The sequence below is a fragment of the Candidatus Afararchaeum irisae genome (assembly GCA_034190545.1).
Taxonomy (GTDB): Archaea; Halobacteriota; Halobacteria; order Halobacteriales; family Afararchaeaceae; genus Afararchaeum; species Afararchaeum irisae.
The window spans coordinates 1-22,993 of the sequence record JAXIOF010000057.1 but is presented as its reverse complement, the minus strand read 5'-3'; the positions used below and the strand labels follow the sequence as shown (position 1 = coordinate 22,993).

Annotated in this window: 29 protein-coding genes and 3 pseudogenes; 12 read left to right on the top strand and 20 right to left on the bottom strand. The window is 55.4% G+C overall.

From position 1 onward, the window contains the following. Positions 1-15 precede the first annotated feature (15 nt). From SV253_07215 to SV253_07150, 14 genes and pseudogenes are all read right to left on the bottom strand, one after another. A complete protein-coding gene (locus SV253_07215; GenBank protein ID MDY6775846.1) occupies positions 16-351 on the bottom strand; it encodes a winged helix-turn-helix domain-containing protein in 336 nt (111 codons plus the stop codon). Positions 352-429: 78 nt separating this feature from the next. After that, on the bottom strand, positions 430-1,608 hold the full coding sequence (locus SV253_07210; protein ID MDY6775845.1) for a redox-regulated ATPase YchF: 1,179 nt from the start codon (positions 1,606-1,608) through the stop codon (positions 430-432). Further along, the gene (locus SV253_07205) at positions 1,605-2,333 is read right to left on the bottom strand and encodes an SDR family oxidoreductase (protein MDY6775844.1); all 729 of its coding nucleotides are present in this window, start codon (positions 2,331-2,333) and stop codon (positions 1,605-1,607) included. Before SV253_07205 ends, SV253_07210 begins: the two co-directional genes overlap by 4 nt. Positions 2,334-2,391: 58 nt before the next feature. Next, on the bottom strand, positions 2,392-3,075 hold the full coding sequence (locus SV253_07200) for a TMEM165/GDT1 family protein (protein ID MDY6775843.1): 684 nt from the start codon (positions 3,073-3,075) through the stop codon (positions 2,392-2,394). 64 nt (positions 3,076-3,139) lie between these two features. Continuing rightward, positions 3,140-4,126, bottom strand: a complete 987-nt coding sequence (locus SV253_07195) for a class I SAM-dependent methyltransferase family protein (GenBank protein MDY6775842.1) — start codon at positions 4,124-4,126, stop codon at positions 3,140-3,142. 7 nt (positions 4,127-4,133) lie between these two features. Further along, positions 4,134-4,808, bottom strand: a complete 675-nt coding sequence (gene phoU / locus SV253_07190) for a phosphate signaling complex protein PhoU (GenBank protein ID MDY6775841.1) — start codon at positions 4,806-4,808, stop codon at positions 4,134-4,136. A gap of 87 nt (positions 4,809-4,895) precedes the next feature. Continuing rightward, the gene (locus tag SV253_07185; GenBank protein MDY6775840.1) at positions 4,896-5,222 is read right to left on the bottom strand and encodes a rhodanese-like domain-containing protein; all 327 of its coding nucleotides are present in this window, start codon (positions 5,220-5,222) and stop codon (positions 4,896-4,898) included. A 1-nt stretch (position 5,223) separates the two neighbouring features. After that, positions 5,224-5,520 (bottom strand): sulfurtransferase TusA family protein, encoded by a 297-nt coding sequence (locus tag SV253_07180; protein MDY6775839.1) that lies wholly within the window; start codon positions 5,518-5,520, stop codon positions 5,224-5,226. Positions 5,521-5,551: 31 nt separating this feature from the next. Beyond that, positions 5,552-5,824: pseudogene (locus SV253_07175) on the bottom strand (dCTP deaminase). A gap of 39 nt (positions 5,825-5,863) precedes the next feature. Continuing rightward, positions 5,864-7,267, bottom strand: a pseudogene (locus SV253_07170) (LAGLIDADG family homing endonuclease). Positions 7,268-7,279: 12 nt separating this feature from the next. After that, positions 7,280-7,633: pseudogene (dcd, locus tag SV253_07165) on the bottom strand (dCTP deaminase). A 29-nt stretch (positions 7,634-7,662) separates the two neighbouring features. Next, entirely contained in the window at positions 7,663-8,433 is a 771-nt protein-coding gene (locus SV253_07160) for an HD domain-containing protein (GenBank protein MDY6775838.1), read from the bottom strand. A gap of 7 nt (positions 8,434-8,440) precedes the next feature. Further along, the gene (gene pyrE, locus SV253_07155) at positions 8,441-9,010 is read right to left on the bottom strand and encodes an orotate phosphoribosyltransferase (GenBank protein ID MDY6775837.1); all 570 of its coding nucleotides are present in this window, start codon (positions 9,008-9,010) and stop codon (positions 8,441-8,443) included. Further along, positions 9,004-9,534: a CDP-2,3-bis-(O-geranylgeranyl)-sn-glycerol synthase gene (locus SV253_07150; protein ID MDY6775836.1), complete on the bottom strand. Its 531-nt coding sequence runs from the start codon at positions 9,532-9,534 to the stop codon at positions 9,004-9,006. The genes pyrE and SV253_07150 overlap by 7 nt, the downstream gene beginning before the upstream one ends. Before the next feature lie 96 nt (positions 9,535-9,630). Here SV253_07150 and SV253_07145 point away from each other — a divergent pair, with 96 nt between their 5' ends. The 7 genes from SV253_07145 to SV253_07115 all read left to right on the top strand — a co-directional run bounded on the left by SV253_07145 (position 9,631) and on the right by SV253_07115 (position 15,168). Continuing rightward, on the top strand, positions 9,631-10,548 hold the full coding sequence (locus SV253_07145; protein ID MDY6775835.1) for a cation diffusion facilitator family transporter: 918 nt from the start codon (positions 9,631-9,633) through the stop codon (positions 10,546-10,548). A 24-nt stretch (positions 10,549-10,572) separates the two neighbouring features. Next, positions 10,573-11,169, top strand: a complete 597-nt coding sequence (locus SV253_07140; protein ID MDY6775834.1) for a hypothetical protein — start codon at positions 10,573-10,575, stop codon at positions 11,167-11,169. Positions 11,170-11,181: 12 nt separating this feature from the next. Further along, the gene (locus SV253_07135) at positions 11,182-11,529 is read left to right on the top strand and encodes a rhodanese-like domain-containing protein (GenBank protein ID MDY6775833.1); all 348 of its coding nucleotides are present in this window, start codon (positions 11,182-11,184) and stop codon (positions 11,527-11,529) included. 43 nt (positions 11,530-11,572) lie between these two features. Next, positions 11,573-12,550, top strand: a complete 978-nt coding sequence (locus SV253_07130; GenBank protein ID MDY6775832.1) for a cation diffusion facilitator family transporter — start codon at positions 11,573-11,575, stop codon at positions 12,548-12,550. 21 nt (positions 12,551-12,571) lie between these two features. Continuing rightward, on the top strand, positions 12,572-13,150 hold the full coding sequence (gene tmk / locus SV253_07125; protein ID MDY6775831.1) for a dTMP kinase: 579 nt from the start codon (positions 12,572-12,574) through the stop codon (positions 13,148-13,150). Positions 13,151-13,481: 331 nt separating this feature from the next. Beyond that, a complete protein-coding gene (locus SV253_07120; protein MDY6775830.1) occupies positions 13,482-13,853 on the top strand; it encodes a hypothetical protein in 372 nt (123 codons plus the stop codon). A gap of 127 nt (positions 13,854-13,980) precedes the next feature. After that, a complete protein-coding gene (locus SV253_07115; GenBank protein MDY6775829.1) occupies positions 13,981-15,168 on the top strand; it encodes a redox-regulated ATPase YchF in 1,188 nt (395 codons plus the stop codon). A 138-nt stretch (positions 15,169-15,306) separates the two neighbouring features. Here SV253_07115 and SV253_07110 read toward each other — a convergent pair whose 3' ends face one another. From SV253_07110 to SV253_07095, 4 genes are all read right to left on the bottom strand, one after another. Further along, on the bottom strand, positions 15,307-15,486 hold the full coding sequence (locus SV253_07110) for a hypothetical protein (GenBank protein ID MDY6775828.1): 180 nt from the start codon (positions 15,484-15,486) through the stop codon (positions 15,307-15,309). Between the two features lie 38 nt (positions 15,487-15,524). Continuing rightward, entirely contained in the window at positions 15,525-16,019 is a 495-nt protein-coding gene (locus SV253_07105; GenBank protein MDY6775827.1) for a hypothetical protein, read from the bottom strand. Further along, the gene (locus tag SV253_07100) at positions 16,012-16,602 is read right to left on the bottom strand and encodes a nucleotidyltransferase domain-containing protein (protein ID MDY6775826.1); all 591 of its coding nucleotides are present in this window, start codon (positions 16,600-16,602) and stop codon (positions 16,012-16,014) included. The genes SV253_07105 and SV253_07100 overlap by 8 nt, the downstream gene beginning before the upstream one ends. Positions 16,603-17,202: 600 nt before the next feature. Further along, entirely contained in the window at positions 17,203-17,964 is a 762-nt protein-coding gene (locus SV253_07095; GenBank protein ID MDY6775825.1) for a Nif3-like dinuclear metal center hexameric protein, read from the bottom strand. Positions 17,965-18,024: 60 nt separating this feature from the next. On the opposite strand from SV253_07095, the gene SV253_07090 reads away from it, so the two are divergent. The 5 genes from SV253_07090 (at position 18,025) to SV253_07070 (ending at position 21,668) form a co-directional block, all read left to right on the top strand. After that, positions 18,025-18,807, top strand: a complete 783-nt coding sequence (locus tag SV253_07090; protein MDY6775824.1) for an SAM-dependent chlorinase/fluorinase — start codon at positions 18,025-18,027, stop codon at positions 18,805-18,807. Positions 18,808-18,863: 56 nt separating this feature from the next. After that, positions 18,864-19,709 carry a ribose-phosphate diphosphokinase gene (locus SV253_07085; GenBank protein MDY6775823.1) on the top strand — a complete coding sequence of 282 codons (846 nt, stop codon included), beginning with the start codon at positions 18,864-18,866 and terminating at the stop codon, positions 19,707-19,709. Positions 19,710-19,858: 149 nt separating this feature from the next. Next, complete coding sequence (locus SV253_07080) at positions 19,859-20,023, top strand: hypothetical protein (GenBank protein MDY6775822.1); 165 nt, start codon at positions 19,859-19,861, stop codon at positions 20,021-20,023. Between the two features lie 45 nt (positions 20,024-20,068). Then, complete coding sequence (gene cyaB / locus SV253_07075; GenBank protein MDY6775821.1) at positions 20,069-20,617, top strand: class IV adenylate cyclase; 549 nt, start codon at positions 20,069-20,071, stop codon at positions 20,615-20,617. A 25-nt stretch (positions 20,618-20,642) separates the two neighbouring features. Beyond that, positions 20,643-21,668, top strand: a complete 1,026-nt coding sequence (locus SV253_07070; GenBank protein MDY6775820.1) for a DUF5784 family protein — start codon at positions 20,643-20,645, stop codon at positions 21,666-21,668. A 42-nt stretch (positions 21,669-21,710) separates the two neighbouring features. Here SV253_07070 and SV253_07065 read toward each other — a convergent pair whose 3' ends face one another. Together SV253_07065 and SV253_07060 are read right to left on the bottom strand one after the other, a co-directional pair. Further along, complete coding sequence (locus tag SV253_07065; protein ID MDY6775819.1) at positions 21,711-22,049, bottom strand: rhodanese-like domain-containing protein; 339 nt, start codon at positions 22,047-22,049, stop codon at positions 21,711-21,713. 68 nt (positions 22,050-22,117) lie between these two features. Next, a complete protein-coding gene (locus tag SV253_07060; GenBank protein MDY6775818.1) occupies positions 22,118-22,903 on the bottom strand; it encodes a helix-turn-helix domain-containing protein in 786 nt (261 codons plus the stop codon). Between the last annotated feature and the right edge of the window lie 90 nt (positions 22,904-22,993).

The window sequence follows — 22,993 nt, the reverse complement described above, 5'->3', positions numbered from 1 at the left end:
GACTTGGACTCGGATCTACGTCGAGGTTGTCGTTGCTTCTGATCCTGCTTCCGTCTCGGCTGTCTCGAAGAAGTCGTACTCCGACTTCATGAGTATCTTCTCAAGTTCCTCTATCTTCGACTCCATGTTCTCGGTGAGGAAGTAGAGACAGCCGTATCCCTCACCGTGTTTCTCTATGAGGCTGTTGTCCTCTAGGACTTCGAGGTGATGTGACACCGTCCTGTAGTTGAGGTCGAGCTCCTCAGCGAGCTGGTTGGTGTTCATCGGGTTGTCGACTAACTTCCAGAGTATCCTTCCCCTGTTCTCTCCCCCCCTTGTACCTGCTACGAGGTACCAAAGTGTTCGATCCATACGTATACTGTGATACTTGTTCACAAATTATAAAGATATGGTCTTCTTGGGCAGTCTTGAGACCACAGCCCAATACGGCTATGCGGTGCTCACGATCTTTATGACGTCACCCTCCTCGACCTCGTAGTCGTTGGCTATCCTCTGGCGTGTCCTCGCGTCTACGGCGTGGAGATATCCCTCACCGACGTCGGAGTGGACTGAGTAGGCGAGGTCGACAGGAGTCGATCCGCGTTCTAAGAGGAAGGCGTCGGGAAGGACGTTACCCGAGCCGTCGGTCCAGCCCGACTCGTTCTCGACGGGGTAGACAGTGACGCGTTCGAGGAGACCGTAGACGGCGTCGTTGAGAACCTTCTGTATCCCGGTTCCTCCGTACTCATCGAACACGCCGCGTATCTCTCCGAGTGCCTTTAGCTGTGAGTCGGATACGCCGTCGTCTTCGAGTATCTCGAACTCCGAGTCACCGGGTGCGTAGCTCAGAATCCCAGACTCATCTCCGTTTCTGAGTCCGAGTTCCGCCTTCCCGGTCGTCGGAACTACGACTCCCTCGGTGTCGAGGAGTTTCTCGACGAGGTCGTCTGGAGCTATGTCGACCTTGTTCGCGGCGACGGCTATCGGCTTCGTGATACGTCTTATCTCCCTCGCAAGCAGTCTTATGTCGGAGTCGTCCCAGTCGCCGAAGCTCTCGGGCTGGTCTATCCTCCGCAGAGCGAGACGTATCTCGTTCTCGGTCGCTCCGACGCCCGTGAGTACGTCGGTTAGCTCCGACTCGAAGTCGAAGTCAGGCGTCCTCGAACGTCTCTCTATCTTCTCCCAGTTGTCCCTCAGAATACCGTATGTCCACATGTCGAGCTCCTCCTCGAGGAAGTCGACGTCCTCGACAGGGCTGTGTTCACCGACAGCCACGGGCTCGCCCTCCGAGTCGGTCGCACCCGCGGCGTCGACGACGTGCACTATGACGTCAGCCTGTCTCAGCTCGTCGAGGAACTGGTTTCCGAGACCGCGTCCCTTGTGTGCCTCGGGGACGAGACCCGCGACGTCTATTATCTCGACCGGGACGTACCGTCTTCCGTCTCTGCAGTTGCCACATCTCTCGTCGAGTTCGAGACACGGACAGTCGGTACGGACGTGGGTGACCCCTCTGTTCGCCTCTATCGTCGTGAAAGGGTAGTTTCCGACCTCTACGTCCGCGCTCGTCGCCGCCTTGAAGAAGGTCGACTTACCCGCGTTGGGCTTTCCCGCGAGACCCACCGTGATCATCCGAGCCTCTCCTCCCAGTCGTCTGCGGAGATCGACTCTCCCGTGACCCCGTTTTTGTCCTGCTGAGCTAGCAGGACAGCGGCGTCGTTCATGACGTCAGGCGGAAGTATCTCGTCACGTTCTTCCTCGGGGAGATGTTTCCAGAATCCCGTCTCGACTCTGCCTCCGGGGTATACTCCGTTTACGTTGACTCCGTCGTCCTCGACTTCGAGTGCAACCGTCCTCGTGAGTCCTTCGAGACCCCATTTCGAGGTCACGTAGGGCGACCAGCCCTCAGCGGCTTTTCTCCCGAGACCTGACGAGATATTTATGACGTTGCCGCCGCTTTCCATACTCGGAAGGACGTACTTGGTGAAGAGGAAGACACCCTTGAGGTTGGTCTCTATCACTGTGTCCCAGTCCTCCTCGGAGACATCGACGAGGTCTTTTCTCTCGTCGTAGAGGCTGAGGAGTCCCACACCCGCGTTGTTGACGAGCGTGTCTATACTTCCGAACTCATCTACTGCGACGTCGACTGTCGCCTCGACCTCCTGCGGGTTTCGGACGTCTGCGGTAGCCACTAGGGTCTCGCCGTTCGCCTCCTTGGCTACGTCATCGAGTTCGTCTCCGTCCCTCGCTACGAGGACTACCTTCGCTCCCTCATCGGCGAAACGCAGAGCCATCTCTCTTCCCATTCCCTTGCTCGCACCCGTCACGAGAACCGTCTGTCCTTCGAGACTGGTCATACTCTGATTATGGGATCGAGATCAAGATAAATGTACTGTACCGTACCGTGGCGTGTCGTCAGCCTATTGGTAGAAAAGACCTGCCTATCGCGTACTTCGCTGTGGTGTCGAATGCGAAGAGGAGGAAGATTCCCGCCGAGACGAGATGGAACCATCTCTGGTTTATACGGTGTGACGCTCTGTTAAAGAAGTAGGCGTTTGCGGCACTCACGGGGATTATGGCGAGCATCTCGCCCACCCAGATTCCGGGATGTACGCCGTAGGTAGCTGCGAGACCTATCGTGATTATCTGTGTCTTGTCTCCGAACTCTCCGACTGCCATCATCGAGAATGATGGGATAAAGCCGTAGAACCTCGTCTCGTCGGGCAGGTCTATCTCACTCAGTTGAGTCCCAGTCTCGTCTGTGTCTTCCTTACTCTCAGACCCGCCGTCGGAGACACGTCTCTTTTCACTTCCTTTCCCTCTCCCCGGCGACGTGTAGAGTATCCAGAACGCGAATATGAAGAAGAGCGCCGCGGTCGCGCCGTCGAGGTAGACCCTCGGGAGAGCGTCCTTGAGGGCGTTTCCGAGGAGTATTTCGAGAACTGTCCAGCCTCCGAATGCCGTACTCGCACCTGCGACGACCATCCACGGGCTGTACTTCGTCGCAAGCCCCGCTATGACTAGCTGACCCTTCTCACCCGGGAGAGACATTAACTGGAGGAAGAAAGCCGTCGTAATAACCTCTATCCAAGCAGCCATGGGACTGACTGAGATTCACGGAGCGGCGTCTTATAACTGGCGCTGGTACCGTGTGGGGCGGCTCCTATACCCCGACCTCTACGTCAAAGACGTAATGCGACACACCCTCTGAGTATCCCTTTATCCTTCTCGTCTCGACCGAGGCTCCGAGTCCCCTGTCCTCGACGAGTCTACGTATCTCCTCCTCGGTCTCGGCGGGATCGTAGGCTGCGTCGTGTACGTGTAGCACGCCTTTGCCGTCTACTGACGACACCGCGTGTCTCATAAACTCCTCCGAGACGGCGTCGAAATGACCCATCAGCACCCTGTCTATCTCCCGGTCTGGGGCCACGTCGAGACAGTTCTCGTTGTAAGCCTCGATACGGCTTTCGACACCGTTGAGACGTGCGTTTTCCTCGAGGTAGGAACACGAGACCGGGTTTATCTCGGCGGCGACGACCTCGGCACCCCCGACCGCTGCGGGTACAGAGAAGTAGCCGATCCCCGCGAACATGTCGAAGACTGTCTCGCCCTCGCCGACCGTCTCGCGCATACGCAGCCTCTCCTCGGCGTTTCCGACAGAGAACATCACCTCGGCGGGGTCGAGCCTGAACTCGAATCCGTTCTCACGGTGGAGAGTCTCAGTCTCTTCGTCTCCAGCTACGAGACCGACATCCGGCTTCCTCATCTCACCCGACACACCCCTGTAGTCGAGGACTGTCCTCGCGCTCGTAAGTTCGAGGAGAGACTCGCCTATCTCGGTCTTCTCCTCTGACGTGTAGCCTCCCAGATTCACGAGGACGACGTCGCCTACGGTCTTCCAGCTTGAGGGCGGATCTTCTACGTCTGTTAGGTCTTCGAGACTCGTCTTCCTGTACTCGGGACTCTCCTGTTCGAAGGCGTCGTAGCCGTCGAGAGTCACCTCTCCCGTAACCGGTATCTCGGTCTTCTCCTCGCCAGCCGTCTCCGACTTCTTGACGCTTCTCGCGTCGTCATAGACGCCCTCTTTCTCCGCCTTCCGCATCACGGCTTCTGTCTCTTCCTTCGGAACACGGACGGCGTACTCTGTCATCTCCCCCTTACCAGATGAGTTCGTCGTCGTTCTCGACCATGTAGAGAGTCCGTGCGGCTATGTTGACGGCGTGGTCTCCGACACGTTCGAGGTCTCTCACAGTCAGAAGGAGACGTGAGACCTCGTTGAGTGTTGTCTCTATGTCCTCGTCGGCGTCCCCCGTCTCCATCTCGATCAGGTTACGTATTATCTCGTTGCTTATCTCCTCACACCTCTGGTCGAGACCGTCGTCGTACTCCGAGATCTCGTATGTGAGATCGGTGTCCTCGTTCTCGTACGCCTCCATCGCCTGACTCACCATCTCGGAGGCGTCGTCGCCTACGTTACGTATGTCGACCTCGGGGAAGACGTACTTCTCAGCGTCGAGGGCGTAGTCGCCGAGGTTGGTGGCGAGGTCTCCGACGCGTTCGAGGTCGGTAATTATCTTAAAAGAAGCCACTATGAAACGCAGGTCACCCGCTACGGGCTGTTGTAGAGCTAAGAGGTCTATACACTCCTGTTCTATCTCCAGATAGAGATCGTTGACCTCGCTGTCCTTCTCTATGACCTCCCACGCGAGGTCGTCGTCCTTCGTCTCAAGGGCGTCGAGTCCCTTTTCGAGACGGTTTATGACGACCTCCCCCATGTAGAGGACGTCCTGCCGAAGATCGTCTAACCTTTCCTGGTAGTCCTTTCGCGCCATTGGTTCCTGGATACTCTATCCCAGTCTACCACTTGAGTCCTTCGGGTCACCAAGGAGTGGAACCGAACGAACCCAACAGAACAGAGGCTACTCGCCGTCGGTCTCGGTGTCGTACTCCCAGTTCTCCATACCTCCCTCCATGCTCGCGACTTCGGCGTCGTCGCTGACGCCCTCGTATGCCTTTATGAGACGTGCACCCTGTACGGAGCTTTCGCCGATCTTACAGACAACCACGACGTCGTCCCCCCAGTCGTGTTCGCCTATCTTGAGAGGGAGTTCGTCGAGAGGTATGTTCTCCGCGCCGGGTATATGCCCCTCTTCGTACTCGTCCTCCGAACGTATGTCTATGATCTGGGGCTTCTCCCCCGACTCTATCCTGTCGTGAAGATCGTCAGTGCTGATATACTCCACCATACTATCTTTTCCAGAGGAATATCCTGTAGGTTCCGCCGTCGCTCCAGACTTTTGCCTCGGCGTCGTCGTCGACCGCGTTAGGGACGTTCTCGGCGCTCGGGACATGGTCTGTCTCCTGGACGAGAAGCTCCCCTTCCTCCATCTCGTCGACAGCCTTCTTCGCCTCAAGCTGAGGATACGGACACGTCTCCCCCATCATGTCCTGCTTCGTGTCAGCCTCCTCGTATAGCTCCTCGGCTGTCTCGTCGTCGACCTCGTCAGGAAGCTCGAGAACGTCTTCCCACCTAACTTCAGTCATATCTGTGGGTAGGACGCGGAGCCAAATTATACTATCGTTCGTCGTCGTCGACCTCGGTACCTTCGTCCGACTCCGTCTCCCACTCGGCGTCGCTCTGTATACGGCTCGCTGTCGGACCCTCCTGGTTCTGGTACTTCGAGCCCCTCTCCTCTCCGTACGGAAGCTCCGCACGTGACGAGAGTTCGGTGAATACGACCTGTGAGATACGCATCTCCCTCGGACGTAGTGCGACGGGCGCGGTTCCGAGGTTCGAGAGCTCTAGGGTGATCTGTCCCTCGTAACCCGGATCTATGAAGCCGGCTGTGTTCGACAGGAAGACACCTCCGCGTCCGCCGATGAAGTTCTCGATACACCTTCCGTTGGGCTGTACTTCGAGGTCGTAGGTAACCTCGCGATCGCCGGTTTTCTCGACCGACTCGACGCGTTCGAACCTGACTCCGCCGTCGAGTATACTGTCTAAACGCCGTGTCTCGACATCCTCGTCGGCGTATACCTCGCGTAGCTTCCGGAGAGTCTCACGTTTCACGGAGCTGTACTCACAGTTTTCGAGGTTCGACACGCTTGACTTCGACGACCAGCCTACCTTTTCGGCTACCTCTTTCATACCCATACCGGCTTCATGTCTGTACTCTCTCAGAACTCCGTCGACGTTTGGAACGTACTGCCCCTTCTTGTGAGCGTCTTCGGAGATGTCGACGTTCCATTCTGTTCCCGTCTCGCGCTCTCTTGAGTAGACAGAAGACAGTTTTCCGAGACGTGAAGCGAGGTGGACGACGTTGTACGCGAGATCCTCGTTAAAGGTGTAGAAGGTCTCCCGCGATTCACGTCTGTGTCCGTCTCCGTCAATCAGACCTTCGAGAAGGGATTCGAGTACATCGTCGGACCAGTTCCAGGCTTCGTCTGGTATGTTCTTGTCGCTGCCTTCGTCGGCGAGACGTCGGAAGATCTCTGACCAGAGAGCCGAGGATACCGTAAGCTGTCGTACACCCCTGTCGTCACAGTTCCGTGTGATAGTCGTGCCGTACTCCTCGAACCATGACTCGACCCTGTCGAGGTATTCCTCGTTCTTGTTGGTGAAGACGACGTGTTTTCTCCTTGCGTACCCCTCAGCTATGTAGAAGCCGAGAACCCAGCCGAACTCGGCTGTCACGGGTACTGTGTCGGGTAGCTTGAAGTCACTCTGTTTGAAGCACAGATCTACGTCGGAGTCACGCGCTTCGACAGGGCTAACCCTTCTCAGGGGCGCGCTGTTACGTCCCTCGTAATGGCGTCTCGTAGACTCTCCGATGCCCTCCCAGTCGACATCTGTAAATCCTTGATTCTTGCCTTTGCCTCTGCCTCTGCCTCTGCCTCTGCCGTCGGATGCGTACGCGATTATGTCCTCAGAGCCGTCGAGAAGCTCCACGAGGTCGACTTCGGTCTCATCGACTACGGGCTCGGGAAGCTTATGAGGGACTGCCACGAGTTCGCCCTCGGAGTCTTCGGTTTCTATCCTGTCGACCTTACCCTCTGAGTCGAGCGTGAAGAGGTTGTGATCCTCTGTTACCCTGACCTCACGTCCGGATTCAAGTCTCACGCGGTATATGTCCTTTCTGGGGTTGGTTATGTAGTCGGTGATCTCGTGGGTACTGACCCTCAGATTCTCGGGGTCGAACGAGACCGCGCGTGCTTCTTTCTCGTCTTCGACGACTTCGCCTATCTCGTGGAATCCGAACCCGTCATCGGGTGTCCAGATGAACACCTCCTCGTCGTAAGGTAGCGAGGCGTGTACTACGACTGCAAGCCTCCCCAGACTCGAACGTCCCTCAACACGTGCGACGAGGTCGTCGGGTATCTCGACCCTCTCGTAGGTCGTCCCGAGAACGAAGTCACCCGGATGGAGTATGTACGAATCGCCGTCTTCGACGACCTTCCTCCGCGTGTAGGCGTCGGTCTCCTCCTCGCTCTGGGGATGTATACACGGTATGTTCGAGCGCTGGAACTCGAGGAACTCGTTCCCGAGGCGCATGTCGACGCTCGCTGGCTGTATCTGAAGGTCGGGATCTTCGAGCGGCTCTATGGATAGATCGCCTTCTTCGAGTCTCTTACGTATGTCGCGGTCTGAGAGTATCATCTGTCTTGTCTCTGGTGTTAGTCGTTCTCTTAGAACTCTATCTTTCCGACTATGTCGTCGCCTTCGTTTACTGCTACTATACGTATCTGGTTCTTGATCCCGCTGTCCTCGACTTTTGACCTCAGGAGTGAGTCGACCTGGTATATCCCCGCGGAGTTTCGAAGGTCGATCTCTATCAACACGGGAACGCCGTGTTCGTCTCTTCCGTCGAGAAGACGTACCTCCTTCACAGCCTGAGACGACACGGTGTCGATACCTCGTCTCCCCTTCTCGTACGGCAGACGTGACCTCCCCATCTCCATGTCGAGAGCGTCTGCGACCCTGACTATACCCGCCTCAGCCGTCAGGGGCGACTCCTCTGTGTGGTGGCAGAGTATCGCGTGGAGGACGTCGCCCTTTACCGCTATCTTCTGCTTCTCGGTGTAGACGTCAGCTTCCCCGAGTATCCTGTCGACTATCCCGTCGGCGAGATCGACGGAGTAGTAGGGATGTCTGTCACGGTGGACGACGTGTCCAACGTCGTGGAGCGTAGCGGCGAGGTAGACTACGACCTTCGCGTCCTCGTATCCGAGCCCTTTCTTGTGTTCTTCGACGCCTAAGCCGACCCCGTCGTGGTTCGAGTCACCCGCGAGGAGTTCGAGGAGTTCGAGTGCCCTCTCCTGGACTATGCCGATGTGTTTCCTGCCGTGGTCGTTGTAGCCGAGGCGTTTGACCGCTGTCGTGTTCTGCGCCTCGAGGTAGCCCTCTATCTCGTCGTCGTCATCGACTATACGACGTACGGTCTCGAATTTACCCGTCATCCTCTATCTAGTCCCCGGCTTCGAGTATGTCGTCGGCGGTGAGGAGTGAGTGTAGTCTAAGACCGTGTGACTCGATCTCCTCCTTTCCACCCTCCTGTCTGTCGACGACTACGACGACATCGTTGACCTCGGCACCCGCGTCTCGGAGAGTCTCGACTGCGTCTATAGCACTCCCACCAGTCGTGACTATGTCCTCGACTACGACGACCTCCTCGCCGTCTTCGAGGTCTCCCTCTATCTGGTTCGAGGTGCCGTACTCCTTAGCCTTCTTCCTCGCTATGACGTACGGAAGGCCCGACTTTACACTCGCTACGGCGGCGAGGGGCACCGCTCCAAGTGCGACGCCCGCTATCTTGCTCGCCCCCATCTCTCCGAGTTTACGTGCGATCTCCTCTCCGACGAGGTCGAGTACCTCGGGATCTGTCTCGAAGACGTACTTGTCTATGTAGTAGTCGCTCGTCCTCCCGCTCGAAAGCTCGAACTCGCCGTAGAGAACCGCCTCCGACTCGCGGAGTGCTTCTACTAGACTCTTCTTCCCGTCCGTCGTGTCTGTGTCTATGTCTGTGTCGTTTACCATGGTTCGTTCTTGACTCCTATCTTGTAACCGACTACGTTTACCGTAAGATGGAGAAGGGGGGTAATTATAAGAACTGCTATGATGATCTCGGCTGTGAAGAGCCTCAGGAACCAGTCGGTGTCGAAGACTGCTGTCAGCCCCCACGCTCCGGCAACGAAGTCTAGCTGGTCGAGGAGGGGGAAAGACTCGCCTCTCTCGCGTCCGAGACGTCTCTTGACGAAGCTAGCTCCTATGTCCCCTAAGACGGCTCCGAGTGGGAGTGTGACAGCCGCCCCGATGCTGAACTCCGGAACCCCGGAGGCTGAGACGAGGTTCAGAACGAGAGCGACCACGAGTCCCGAGACGAAGCCGCCTACGGAGCCTCTCCATGTCTTTCCGTCCCCGAGTATGCGTCTGCCACCCCACTCCTTACCTGCGTCTATCCGGCGTCCGCCTCCGAAGATAACGGCGGCGTTGTTGGGTATGTAGGCGGGTAGCATCAGCCAGACGGCTGTCACGGCTGTCTCAAGTATGGGCTGTATCATGTCTCTGTGTCCGTCCCCGCGTGGTTGAGGTTTCGTATAACCCTACTGTACTCGGGGATTCGAAAACGTTTTGGGTTGGTTCGGAGACACGTGAATGTGGCATCCACAAAGAAAGTAGTATACGCAGCCCTTGTAGCCAACTTCCTGATAGCCGTCGCGAAGTTCGGCGCGTGGACGGTTACGGGAAGTTCGAGCATGCTCTCGGAGGCGTACCACTCGGTGAGCGACACCGGAAACCAGGTTCTCTTACTTCTCGGAATACGTATGAGTGAGAAGGGGACGTCGCCCGAGTACCCTTTCGGCAGGGGCAAGGAACAGTACTTCTATGCCTTCGTCGTCTCTGTCATACTCTTCGGAATAGCGGGATACTCGTCTCTGACCGAGGGCATCCACCGACTCGGCGAGTCTTACCACGAGTCAGAAGTCCTCATCAACTACGTCCTACTCGGACTCGCTCTCGTCTTCGAGGCGTACTCCCTCAAGAACGCCTACGACGGCTTCAGGAAGGAGATGGAGGAGAAAGGCTACGACTCGTTCTGGACGGCTTACACGAACAGTAAGGACGCGGCTCTCATCACAGCACTCACGGAGGACACCTTAGCGATACTCGGAATACTCGTGGCTATCGCGGGCGTCTACCTAACCGAGGTGACACAGAACGTCTTCTACGACGCGGCTTCGAGCATACTCATAGGACTCTTACTCATGGGATTCGCTGCCGTCCTCGCATGGGAGAACAGAGGTCTCATAGTCGGTGAGGGGGTCACGCCGTCGGAGAGGGACGAGATACTCGGAGCCATAGAGACACACGATGACGTCGTCGGTGTCGCCGACCTCAGGACGATGTACCTGGGAGCCGACGAAGTTCTCGTCGCTGTCGAGGTCGAGTTCCGTGACTCGATGGAGACCTCCGAGATAGAGACCGCCGTCGACGAGGTCGAGTCCCTGATACGCGACTGTGTCCCAGCCGCAGACAGGATATACGTTGAGGCGGGAGGACTTACTAAATATTAAGTCGTCTCGGAATCAGTCTGAGGTATGAGTGTCCAGATCGAAGACGACACAGCAGAGTACGCATACGCATGGGGATATGCAGTCGGAAGCCGCGGCGTCGAAGACGGTGAGATAGAGTTCGAGGTAAAACACAGGGAGACTGCCGAGAAGCTAGCCGATATACTCGGCGGCGAAGCCGATCCAGTTACGAGGGAGCGCGAGAACGCCCACAGGGACGTCGAGGGCGAGGAACGCGTCTACGAAGTCTCGGCGAAAACAGACGCCGACTTCCACGACGACATCGAGAGGCTCAAGAGCTTCGTAGACGACGGCTACGAGAAGGTTTCTCTCAGAGGTCTCTTAGAGTCGTGTGGCACTATCTGTTACAAGAAGTCGACGAAGAGCCTCGGTGTCTCGTTCTCGACACCTTCCCACCGTCTTACGACGACTATACAGGATCTAATAGAGCCCGACTTCGAGACGGGACACATAGAGAGGGCGTCGTCGGGCAACTACTGGTTCAGCGTCGAGGACGTCGACGACTTCGCCGACTACGTCTACGAAGACAAGGCAAACCTCTACTCGCCGCCGCGCCACGACAAGCTCGAAGGCTGCCGTGAACAGGTCAGACAGGCGGAGTAGAGAGAAATGGTAATGGTCTTAGTAGCCAAGCTACTCGAACTCCTCGGTCTCCAGGAGTACGAGACCGCAGACCCCAACGACGCAGAGGAGATGGTCGAGTCGGACGACTACTACGTCGTAGACGTACGTGGGAGATCTGACGAACAGATTCCAGGCACCGACGAGACAGTCTCGATGCGAGAGATCGACGAGTTAGCCGACGGCTTGAGAGACACGGAGAAAGAGGGAGTCGTGGTCTACTGCAGGTCGGGTATGAGGAGCGCGGGCGCGGCGAGGAGTCTGTCGAAGAAGGGCTACGACGCCGTGAGTCTCAAAGGTGGAATAAAGGGATGGAAGGGGTCGGGGCGCAGGGTCGAGTAGCCTAACGCAAGACGGATTACACAAGAGACTCTACCTTCTCATTATGAGCCAGACCGACGGCGGCGTCCAGAGCGACGAGTCCGACTTCATGAGGGCGTCGTACCTCAACGTGGGGGCTAACCTCGTCAAGATAGCCGTCGAAGGTAGCGTCGGACTCTTCTTCGGGAGTATGGCACTCGTCGCTGATGCGGCTCACTCCGTCGCCGACCTCGCAGCTAGCCTCGTCGTCTTAGTCTGGGGACGTCTCTCATTCGTGGAGCCAGACGAGAGCCATCCCCACGGTCACGAGCGCGTAGAGCCACTCACCGCACTCTTCGTCGGCGGTGTGATAGTCGTACTCGGCGGCTTGCTACTCTATGACAACGTCCACAAGATACTCGGCGGCGTCGACTCGTCTTTCAGTCCGTTGCTAGTCGCGGGTCTCGTCTTCTCGGTCGCTGACATGGGTTTCGCCTTCTGGTACACGAGACGTATAGCCGAGAGGATCGGATCGCCGAGTCTCGATGCCCTCGCGAAGGACTGCCTCAACGACATATATACCTCGGGCGTCGCACTCATCGGGGTCGCAGGAATCTGGGCGGGCTTCCCGGTTCTCGACCCCGTAGTCGGAGGTATAGTAAGCATATTCGTCGTACGTCAGGGGGTCGAGATATCGCGTGAGAACATAGACTACCTCGCGGGGAGAGCACCGCCTGAGGAAGAACAGGAACGGATTGGGGAGACGGTGAGAAGCCATCCCGAGGTCAGGGGAATACACGACTTCACGGCACATTACGTCGGGTCGAAGATAGAGGTCGAGACACACGTCGAGATAGACGCAGACCACAGTCTGAGAGAGGCACACGACATAGAGTCGGAGATCTACAGGAGTCTCAAGGAGATAGACTCCGTCGGAGACGTACATATACATCTCGACCCAGCCGGAATAGGTGAGTGGAAGGAAGCGTCGACTGAGGACGGTAGCTACACAGACACAGACACGGACACGGAAGACCGGGAAAGATACCGTAAACGCGATTAGAGACACCTTCAATCCTTATCCATGCTCGTGACCCTTGAAGGAATAGACGGCGCGGGTAAGTCGACCGTAGTTGAACGTCTCGACGAGGTCTTTTCCGACGCCGTCTTCACTCGCGAACCTACCGACTCGTGGATGGGAGAGGCTGTCACCGAGTCGGTCGAGGGAGAGAGGGATCTTTCCTCTATGGCTGAGTTCTTCCTCTTCGTGGCTGACCACGCCCAACACGTCGACAGAGTGATTGACCCCAGTCTCGAAGAAGGAAGTCTGGTGATCTCGGACAGGTATATCGACTCTCGGCGAGCGTATCAGGCGGTCTCGCTCGAAGACGAGGTCGAGTCGCCTCTCGAATGGATACGGTCGGTACACGACGCCTGGACAGTCTACCCCGATCTCACGCTGCTTCTCGACATAGACCCCGAGACAGCTATCGAGAGAACCCACGCGACTGCGAAGTATGAAAAGACCGAGTTTCTAGAGAAAGTCAGGGAGAACTACATCGATATAGCCTCCGACGAGGATAGATTCGTGGTAGTCGACGCCGAGAGACCCGTCGACGAGGTAGTCGATGACTGCCGACACGTGATAGAGTCACGTCTGTAATTTTTACCTCTTTTGTAGAATAGTTTGCCGAAAAGTAAAGTCGGAACCACGTATACACGTATCTGCTGAGGCGACTGTGGATACCGCCGTCTTCGTATTCACGCCCCCAGTCTCAGCTACATCCCATCCCATCGGATTCACCTGCCTGCACCGCCAGTAGGGCTTCAGACTCCGTCTGTGCTACGAAGCCTTTGGCGAGCACGTGCCAATCTCGAACTTCGCTTTTATTTCGGAAAGGCAGAAATATGTCAAGGATATGATGGCTATCGTGTGGTACATTTCTAGAATCCCGACCACATTTATATGTAGGAAGTCTAATGAATTCATTTATATGGCACAGGCAAGCCAGTCGCAGCCGGCATTACGTATCGACGAGATAAATATCCTCGAATGGGTTGCCGTAGTAACCGCGTTTATATCTGGCTCTATACACCTTGTTCTGGCTCCCGGTGTCATGGATTTCAGCCAGACAATGGGGATGCTCTTCCTGACGGCAGGTATTGGCTACTATATAGGAATAGCTTGGTTCATGACCCGCTACTGGAACCGTTACCTCTACCTTGTCGCAGCATTACTTACAGTCATTCAGATAGTCATGTGGGTAAGAGGAGGAATGCATAATATACCATTTGCCGTTCCAGATAAACTCTCTCAGGTAATCTTCATCGGCGCTGCGCTCTACCTCTTCAAGCAGGAAAGCTGAGAAAACCAAGCTAAGAACTTATTTTCATCTGTGGCTCGTTGGAGGACTCTGGACTGTGAAGACACCACATAGCATAGACGCAGTCATGTAGAAATCTGTTTAGGCGCGCGGAACCTCTGAGTACCTAATGAGCTACAGAATCGGATTAGTCGGCAAGCCCTCAGTCGGCAAGTCGACCTTCTTCAACGCCGCGACGATGAACGACGTCCCCGAGGGCGCGTATCCCTTCACGACGATAGACCCGAGCATAGGCGAGGCTTACGTCCGCACCGACTGTGCCGCCCCCGAGTTCGACGAGGAGTGTCAGCCCTCGGTCGGGAAGTGTGAGGATGGCACGCGTTTTGTCCCCGTGAAACTCGTCGACATAGCGGGTCTCGTCCCCGGGGCACACGAGGGAAAGGGTCTCGGAAACCAGTTCCTCACCGATCTCAACGAGACTGACGTTCTGATACACGTCGTCGACTTCTCGGGTAAGACAGATCCCGAGGGCGAAGCCACAGAGGGTCACGACCCGAGGCAAGACATCGACTTCCTCGAAGAAGAGCTCGACGCGTGGTACCTCGACATACTTGAGAAGGGCATCGAGAGGTACGAGAGCCAGAAGATGTCGAATCCCGATCCCGAGGAGGTACTCGCCGAACAGCTCTCGGCTTTCGGAATCTCGGCGGCGGGGATCAAGCAGGCGGTACTATCAGTGGGTCTCGAAGTCGATCCGCTGTCGTGGGACGAGGACGACAGGAAGACAGTCGCACGTGAGATACGTGAGAGGACAAAGCCGATCGTGATAGCTGCGAACAAGATGGACACACCCGAGGCACAGGAAAACTGGGACGAGATTACCGACGATCCCGAGTACGAACATCTCGACTTCGTCCCTGTCTCCGCACACGCCGAGAAGGCACTCAAGAACGCGAAGGAACAGAACTCAGTCGAGTACATACCCGGCGACGACTCCTTCGAGATCACGGCTGAGCTCCCCGAGAAGAAGAGGGAAGGTCTCGAACAGATACGTGAGTTCGTCGACGAGTACGGCGGCACGGGTGTACAGAGATCACTCGAAACCGCAGTCTTCGACGTCCTCGAACTCAAGGCGGTCTTCCCCGGCTCTGCCTCGGGAGACTGGACCAAAGGTCCCTTCCGAGACTGCTTCCTCCTACCCGGGGACGCCACAGCCGAGGAGTTCGCCTACCATCTACATTCGGACATAGGAGAGGGATTCCTACACGGAATCGACTGCCGTAACGACCGACAGGTAGGAGCCGACACAGTATTAGATCACCGCGACGTGATAGAGATAATGTCTACTAATCAGTGAGACATGGAAAGATGAGACCTCGGCAACCATATTTTCGGTGTTTGCGTAGGTAATAAAAAGGCTAAGGCGTAGTTATTTGATGTGCGAGGCTGAGGGCACAAACCCGCTCGTCTCCTGCCAAAAAAGAGGTCGAAGCTACTATGTCAGAAGAAGATAAGAAACAGTGGAAAAAGACCAGTGGTCTGGCAGAAGACCCCTGTATTCCCTTGCTTTTTCCCTGTAAAGCTTAGTTAACTCCTCGATCTCTTCCTCGCTCCAGGACTTTACCTTTTCCAAGAGTTCTTCAGCTTCTCCAATCCTTCTGGCAAAACAGTTCATACAGCAGTACTTGGTAGTCACGTAGTAAATGTTTGTAGTCAAGCCGTGTTGCAGATACACTCATGGCTTTTGCCGGCTAACTGAGTCACGTGGCTATGTACTCCTTCTGCGAGTTCAAGCATCTTGTCGGCTCTTTTTCTGCTGCCTACGCCTTCTCGGTAGTATGAGCGTGAACGGTTTTCTCTCCAGAGACCTATCAGCTTCTGTTTGAACTCGTCGCTGTATAGTCCTGCTCTGCTACCTCTCTCATAGACTTCTCGGTGGTCGACGTATTCCTCCGGGTCCAGAAAGTTGTTGTCTACCAAGTAGAACTGGATCGTCCTCTCTATCGCTGCGAAAGAAGCCTCTATGACAACGGTGTAGTAGCCGTTCTCCTGTTTCAGATGTCTGGCTGCTTCCAGCAGTCTACATGCCTTCCGTAACTGGAGCATCTCAGCACCGTCGACGTGCAAACCTGTTTCTATTTCTTCAGGTCTCTTGTCGAAGAGCTCCTGAACCTCATCTAACTTGTCTTCAATATGGCTGTTATCCATCCAGAATCACCTTTCGTAGTTCGTCCAGTTTGTCTGTCTGGTAGAGCGTTATGGCTTCTGAGAAGATCTCGTGAAGTTTGTCTCCGTAATCCTCGGCGGTGTCTACCGATTCTACCAGAACCTGTAGTTCGTAACGGTTTCCTCCGAACCTCGTCTCTTCGACTTCCTGTCTGATGTCATGGATGCTTCTCCGTGATTCCAGTAGATCTTCCTCCACGATCACCTGTAGGTCGATGTCACTGGCTCTATCGCCCTCACCTCGTGCCACGCTACCGAACAGGAGAACACCGACTAAGTTGTCCTTTTGATCGTTCTCTACTTTATCCACGAAGGTGTTCACAGGGGTTCTGAATTCTTCTTGTGGTATTTCTAGGATGGGGTCATCGGGTTTGTGTATCCGGTCTCTGTTGATGCTGATAAGCTTCTGGTTCCCCTCTCTCCTGGTTTGGATGAGGTCGACCTGTTCAAGGAGTTTTATCGCTGTATCCGTTGTCTGTGCTCCGTGTTCTGTGATACCCCGAAGTTGTCGGACGCCAAATTCTTCGTGTGGGTTTCTGTATAGGAGTTCTGTTATGTCTTCCATCGCTTGGTTGCGGAACACTCGTTCTTCACCGAGTGGGATAGGAAGTATGACACCGGGCGATGTTTGGTCTGTCATTATGACCACGGTCAACATTAATGACCGAATTTTATATACTCATCGGACATTAGAGGACTGAACCTCTCCTAAATCCTCCAGCTTATCCAGGACTCCTTCATCATCAAGCTGTTTAAGCCGCTCTAAGACATCTTGCTTCTCCTCTTTCGACTGTGAAACAGGACTTAGACTGCAAACGACTAAACACTGTACCCTGACTTTTCCTCACTCAAGAGAAGATAAGACGAAATGGGAAGCAAGCAGCCCCCCAAAACAGTACTGAACCCCCTTACCTCATTACGTTCTACCACTCCAATCCACAGCCACAACAACAGAAACCACCCCTATCAGCCAAGATACAAAAACAGCTTTAATATCGATAATTATCCAAAGAAATTCCGTTAAACTATAGCAAAATCCAACTAATTTCCTATATAGGAGATGAGGCCTCGGCACTCATAGGGTTCATCATCCTCCTGTTCAGTCCTGAGTCTCGTCATCGGCCTCGGTCTTTCTATGACCGCTAAGATATAAAGGAAGGGTGGTTCAGACCGAGGTCGGAGCGTCTATAAACGTCGTGGCGACTCCGAACTCTTCCTCGACTACTCTCTGTAGCTCGCGCACACCGAATGTCTCAGTGTGGTAATGTCCCGCGAAGACGGCGTTGACTCCGTGTTCCTTGGCGTCGTGGTAGGCTCTGTGTTTGGGCTCGCCCGAGACGAAGACGTCTGCGTCGACATCCGCCGCCTCGTCTATATGTCCGCCTCCTGCACCCGTGAGGACGGCGACCCTCTCGACCTCGTCGTCTCCGAATCCGAGTACGTCGGGGTCGAATCCCGTAACAGACTTGACCCTATCGACGAACGCCTCGAATCCCACTGATTCGTCGAGTTCGCCGACGTAACCCACATCGCGTCCTCCTATTTCCCCGAATCCCTCGTCGGGAGAGCCTCCGAGTTCGCGTATAAGGACTGCGTTGTTTCCGATCTCCCCGTGGGCATCGAGTGGTAGATGTGAGACGTAGAGGGCGATGTCGTTCTCGACGAGTCTTCTGAACCTGTCGTAGCTCTGTCCCGTGAGTCTCTCTATGCTTCCCCAGACTATCCCGTGGTGGACGACGAGCAGGTCGGCGTCCCTCGAAGCCGCTTCGTCGATAGTCTCTACACATGCGTCGACCGCAAACGCCGCCTTCTCTACCTCTCCCGAGTTCTCGACCTGTATCCCGTTGACCGAGGCATCGATCCCCGCCCAGTCGTCGTTCTCCAGAAGATCTTCGAGAGACTCGCCTATCTCCGTGAGACTTGCCATACTACGACTCGCGCAGCCACAAAGTCAAGCCTTTTGGCTCCCGAAGACCAAACGACTCCGATGACAGACACCGACGTGGTCACGCTCCTCACGGACTTCGACGACTTCTACGTCTCGGCGATGAAAGGCGTTCTGTCGTCACGCACCGACGCAGGTACACGTCTCGTAGACATCTACCACTCGGTACCTCCCCAGGACGTGCGTGCGGCGTCTTTCATACTCTCAAATGTAGCAGCCTACTTCCCCGATGGAACCGTCCACTGTGTCGTAGTCGATCCCGGAGTCGGAACCGACAGACGCGCCGTCGTCGGCGAGTCGGGAGGTCAGTACTTCGTAGGTCCCGACAACGGCGTCCTTCTGAGAGCGATGAGACGTCTCGGCGAGCCGACAGTCTACGACTACGTCTACGAGGACGCCAAAACCGAGTCAAACACCTTCCACGGAAGAGACGTCTTCGCGCCTGCGGCTGCCGAGGTCGCTGAGGGAGAGTTCGAGTTCGCAGATGAGAACGAGATAGACGGCTACGTAGACCTCGACTGGGAGACTGCGAGGCTTGAGGACGGCAGTACTACCGCCGAGGTCGTCTACGTCGACAGCTTCGGAAACGTAGTCACTAACCTCGACGGCGACGAGATGGTCGAAGAGGTGGGATACGGCTCTTACATCGAGGTCGACGGACGTCGTGTTGCGTTCGAGAGAACATACGCCGGAGTCGACGAGGGAGAGCCCGTCTGTACTGTCGGAAGCCACGGCAACTTCGAGATCAGCGTCAACCACGGAAGTGGGAGCGACGAGTTCGGTCTGTCGTCGGGCGACAGGGTCGAGATGGAGATTGGTGTCTGAGAAAGCGACACCGGATACCGTGATGCTTAAAGCCGGCTCTCACGATTTGGTATCTAATGATAGTAGCAGGTTCGGAGTCACAGGCACTCGCCGCACGTGTCGCCCACGAGTCGGGAGACGATCTCGTAGAAGTCGAGTACGAGAGGTTCCCTGACGGCGAGAGTCTCGTGAGAGTCCCGGGTATAGAGGACAGTAGAGCCGTAGTAGTCGCGAGTACACCTACTGACGAGACGTATATAGAGCTCCTTCAGACCATAGACGCGTGCTCCGACGCCGAGAGAGTAGACGTAGTGATGCCGTACATGGGATATGCGAGACAGGACAAGAAGTTCGAGGAGGGCGAGCCTGTCACCGCGAGGGCACTCGGACGTGCAGTCTCGGACGGTGTCGACTCGGTCACCACGGTCAACGTACACGAGCCTTCTGTACTCGACTGGTTCGACGCTGAGACCCAAAACCTTGATGCAGTGTCGGTTCTCGGAGAAAAGCTGGAAGACACCGTCGAGTCGGACTCTCCAATCGTCCTCTCGCCCGATGCCGGCGCGATAGAACTCGCCGAGTCGGCACAGTCTGTTCTCGGTGGTGAGGTCGACTACCTAGAGAAGACACGTATCTCGGGCGACGAGGTCGAGATACAGCCCAAGGAGCTCTCTGTCGAAGGGAGAGAAGTCGTGATAGTCGACGACATGGTAGCCACGGGTGGCACTATGAGTACCGCCGTCGAGCTTCTCGAAGAACAGGGTGCCGAGAAGGTCTACGCGGCGTGTGTCCATCCAGTCTTCGCCAGAAACGCCGTCCTGAGACTCTACTCCGCGGGCGTAGAAGAGGTCGTAACTACTGACACGCTCAAGTCGGGTCTCGACACAGTCTCTGTAGCGAGTCTGATCGCAGACTCTCTGTGAATGCCAGGACAGCTTCTCAGAGGACTCCGTCTGAGACCGTGAGACCGAAGCTAATAATAGGTGGCGTTCTGCGTCGTTAGACATGGCATCGGGTGCGAGAATAGACTACGCACACACTGCAAAGATCGGGTTTTTTGGGAGGTATCGGCATGTTCGTGGTAGGAGCCGTCGGAGAGACAGCCGGAAACGCCGTCCTCGGAGGACTTCCCGACTGGGAGGACGTACTTCTCACCGATATGATAGGTATAGGGATCCTCCTCGCGTTCGTCTCCGTATTCGTCGTCGGTGTCTTTCTTCCCATAGCCCTTGAGTGAGACAGCCACCGTAAGCTGTAAGCCTCAGTCACGCCACTCTCGACTATGATAGAAGTCGAGGTCAAGGTACGTGCCGACATAGACGAGGTCAGACAGAGACTCGAAGAGATGGGAGCCGAGAGACACGGTTCGAAGACTCAGGTCGATACCTACTACTCGGCACCCCACAGGGACTTCGCAGAGACTGACGAGGCGTTACGCATAAGAAGGTTCGACGGCGAGACACGTCTGACCTACAAGGGTCCTAAGCTCGACACCCAGACGAAGTCACGTGAGGAGTTCGAACTTGAAGTCGGTGATGACGACACGATGGACTCCGTACTCACCTCGCTCGGCTTCGAGGAGTTCGAGACTGTCAGAAAAGAAAGAGAGGTCTATGAAGTCGACGGCTACCACGTCCTTCTCGACGACGTAGACGGTGTCGGGGAGTTCGTCGAAGTCGAGACAGAAGCCGACGAGGAGAGCCTAGACGACGCACGTGACGGAGTCAAAGACGTCTTAGGGGAAGTCGGACTCGATCCCGGGGACTCGATAACCACGTCGTATCTGGGTCTCCTCGTCTCACAGGAAGAGGAAGAGGGGCAGAAGACCTAAGCACCTCGGCGACATAACTCAAGTAGTGGCAGGTCCTCTGCGTTTCAGACGTTCGAGACAAAACTGGAGCCGAAAACGGGTCGAGGAGTCGCTTCTCAAGCCTCTCGACTCTAAGATAGGAGCACGTATAACAGGCGGCTTCGACGTCCCCGAAGCCTACTCGTCGTGCAGGTTCGAGATGGACAACGGCGACATAGCCCTCTTCGCTTGGAAGAACGACGCGAGAGAGGGTTACTGGCTCGGAAATACTCAGACTCCCGAGGTACTCTGGGAGACCGACAAGTACAGATTTGGGCACGATGCTGTACCGTACGGTATCTCGAGGGGAGCACAGAGAGAACTCCTCGGCGAAATCGAGGAACGTATGCCGTGGGTTTCGTCGTATCCCTACCTCTCGTGGTTCTTCCTTCCGGTTCTCCTCTCGAAGGACGGCAGGAAGACCGTACCCGACTTCTTCCGTGAAAACGCCGCGGGATTTCCCGACGCAACACACGATGACGCGGCGTCGTTCTACGAGGAGTTCCTCTCGACGGGTATTCTCGACGACTACAGATACGAGATGTCGACTAAGGTCGGAACTAGCTCCGAACTCGACCTCACGAGGATGGCGTCGGCGATGTCAGAGTTCACCGCTGCGCGGATACTCGACGAGGCGGGCTACGAGATCACTCCCGAGATAGGCGTCGACACGGGACACAGCCTCGACTTCGCCGCCGAAAGTTCGGATGGAGTTCGAGACGACCCTCTTCTGATCGAGGTCACGCGTCCACTTCCTCCCGACAGACGGTCGGCGAACTGCCCCGTCGAGGCTGTACACGAGACAGTAGACGCGAAATCGAGTGGACAGCTAAGAGACCACGACGCAGTCCTCTTTGTCGACTGTTCGAACTTCGGTGACGACGACTGGGAATCCGTGGTCGAATCTAAGCCGTCTCTGAGTCACAAGCCGGCTGTCGTCTTCCGGACACGTCCTGACAGGGACTCACACACTCGTGCGTACCTCGACGGCTTCACGTCCCTAAATATAAACAGCGTGGTCGACTGGGTCTGATACGGAACAAAACACAAAACACGTAAGAGAGACAGTTACGGCTCACACTTCGGTCTTCATCCCCGACTCTACCTCGCGCCCTGACTTCTTCCATCCGTCTACACCCGCCTCGAAGTCGATCACGTTCTCGAATCCGAGGTCTTCGAGCTTCTCAGCCGCCCTCGGACTCGCCGAACACTCGTCATCGGCACAGTAGACGACTATCTTCTCGTCCTTGTCGAACCTCGAAAGTGCTTCGCTCGCTATTCGTTCGAGGGGTATGTTTAGGGCACCCGGTATATGCTCCTCCTCGAAATGGTCTTCCCCGAGCACGTCGATGAGGACGAACTCCTCGCCGCTTTCCTTCATCTCTTCGAGTTTATCTGCGGTTATGGTTTTCATAGAACCACCAAATAAGGTATTATGCTCGCAGATGTAAAAGCATGGCGGCGAATACTGTACGGTGTTGGCTATACCATGAAACCGAGCTCTTCAGATTCGCGTTCATAATTCCTATATACGTTTCTAGCCCACTGAACTCCCTGTCCCGACTTATTTTCCACGAGGCAACGTGGCATCTGGGTGCTTCCGTATGACTTCAGAACCAAAGTATTATCAGCTATACCGAGTCCGTACTCTATCTCGTGATCTGTTACGAGTATATTTGTATTTTCTTCCTCAAGTATATCTGTTATCTTCCCTTCTCTATCCATAGACACCAAACTATCTACCACATCCTTTTCAAATATAAGATCGGCTTTCATACCTTCCATTATACGTCTATGAAAGACATCTACATAAGCCGGGAGCACGACGGGTGTGAAAGCATGTACTCTGTCTGTCGTCTCAATAATCTGTTTGAATCTTCTAACAGGTGCGTGGGGTCTTCCCTCCTGAGGTAGAATGATCCTCGAACCCGTTAGATTACTTAGATGTATCTCATCGAGTCTATCAGTCGGTATGTGTTTCAAAAAAGGCTTTAGAGTTTCAGAAGCTTTGAAACAGTCATTTAGATCGATAAAACCGCTTAGAACCACATAACCCTCTGGAGTTATTTCGTACTCTCCTGAGACCTTCTTCACCCAATCTCTTTCAGCCAGCTTGTTGAGATTTCCCTGCAACGTAGTTCTCGGACAGTCGAGTTGATCCATCAGTTCGCGAAGTGATAGGCTCTCTTCCGAGAGGGCGCGAAGAATACGGATACGGTTATCGGATCTCAGTAGGAAGCTGATCTTATCAGAAGACAGATCTTCCATAATGAGTGTTGTATGATAGAGTCTATATATGAATTTTCAGTACCTCACGAAGTTCGGTACTGATACCGCACCGCGACCGCAGATGAACGC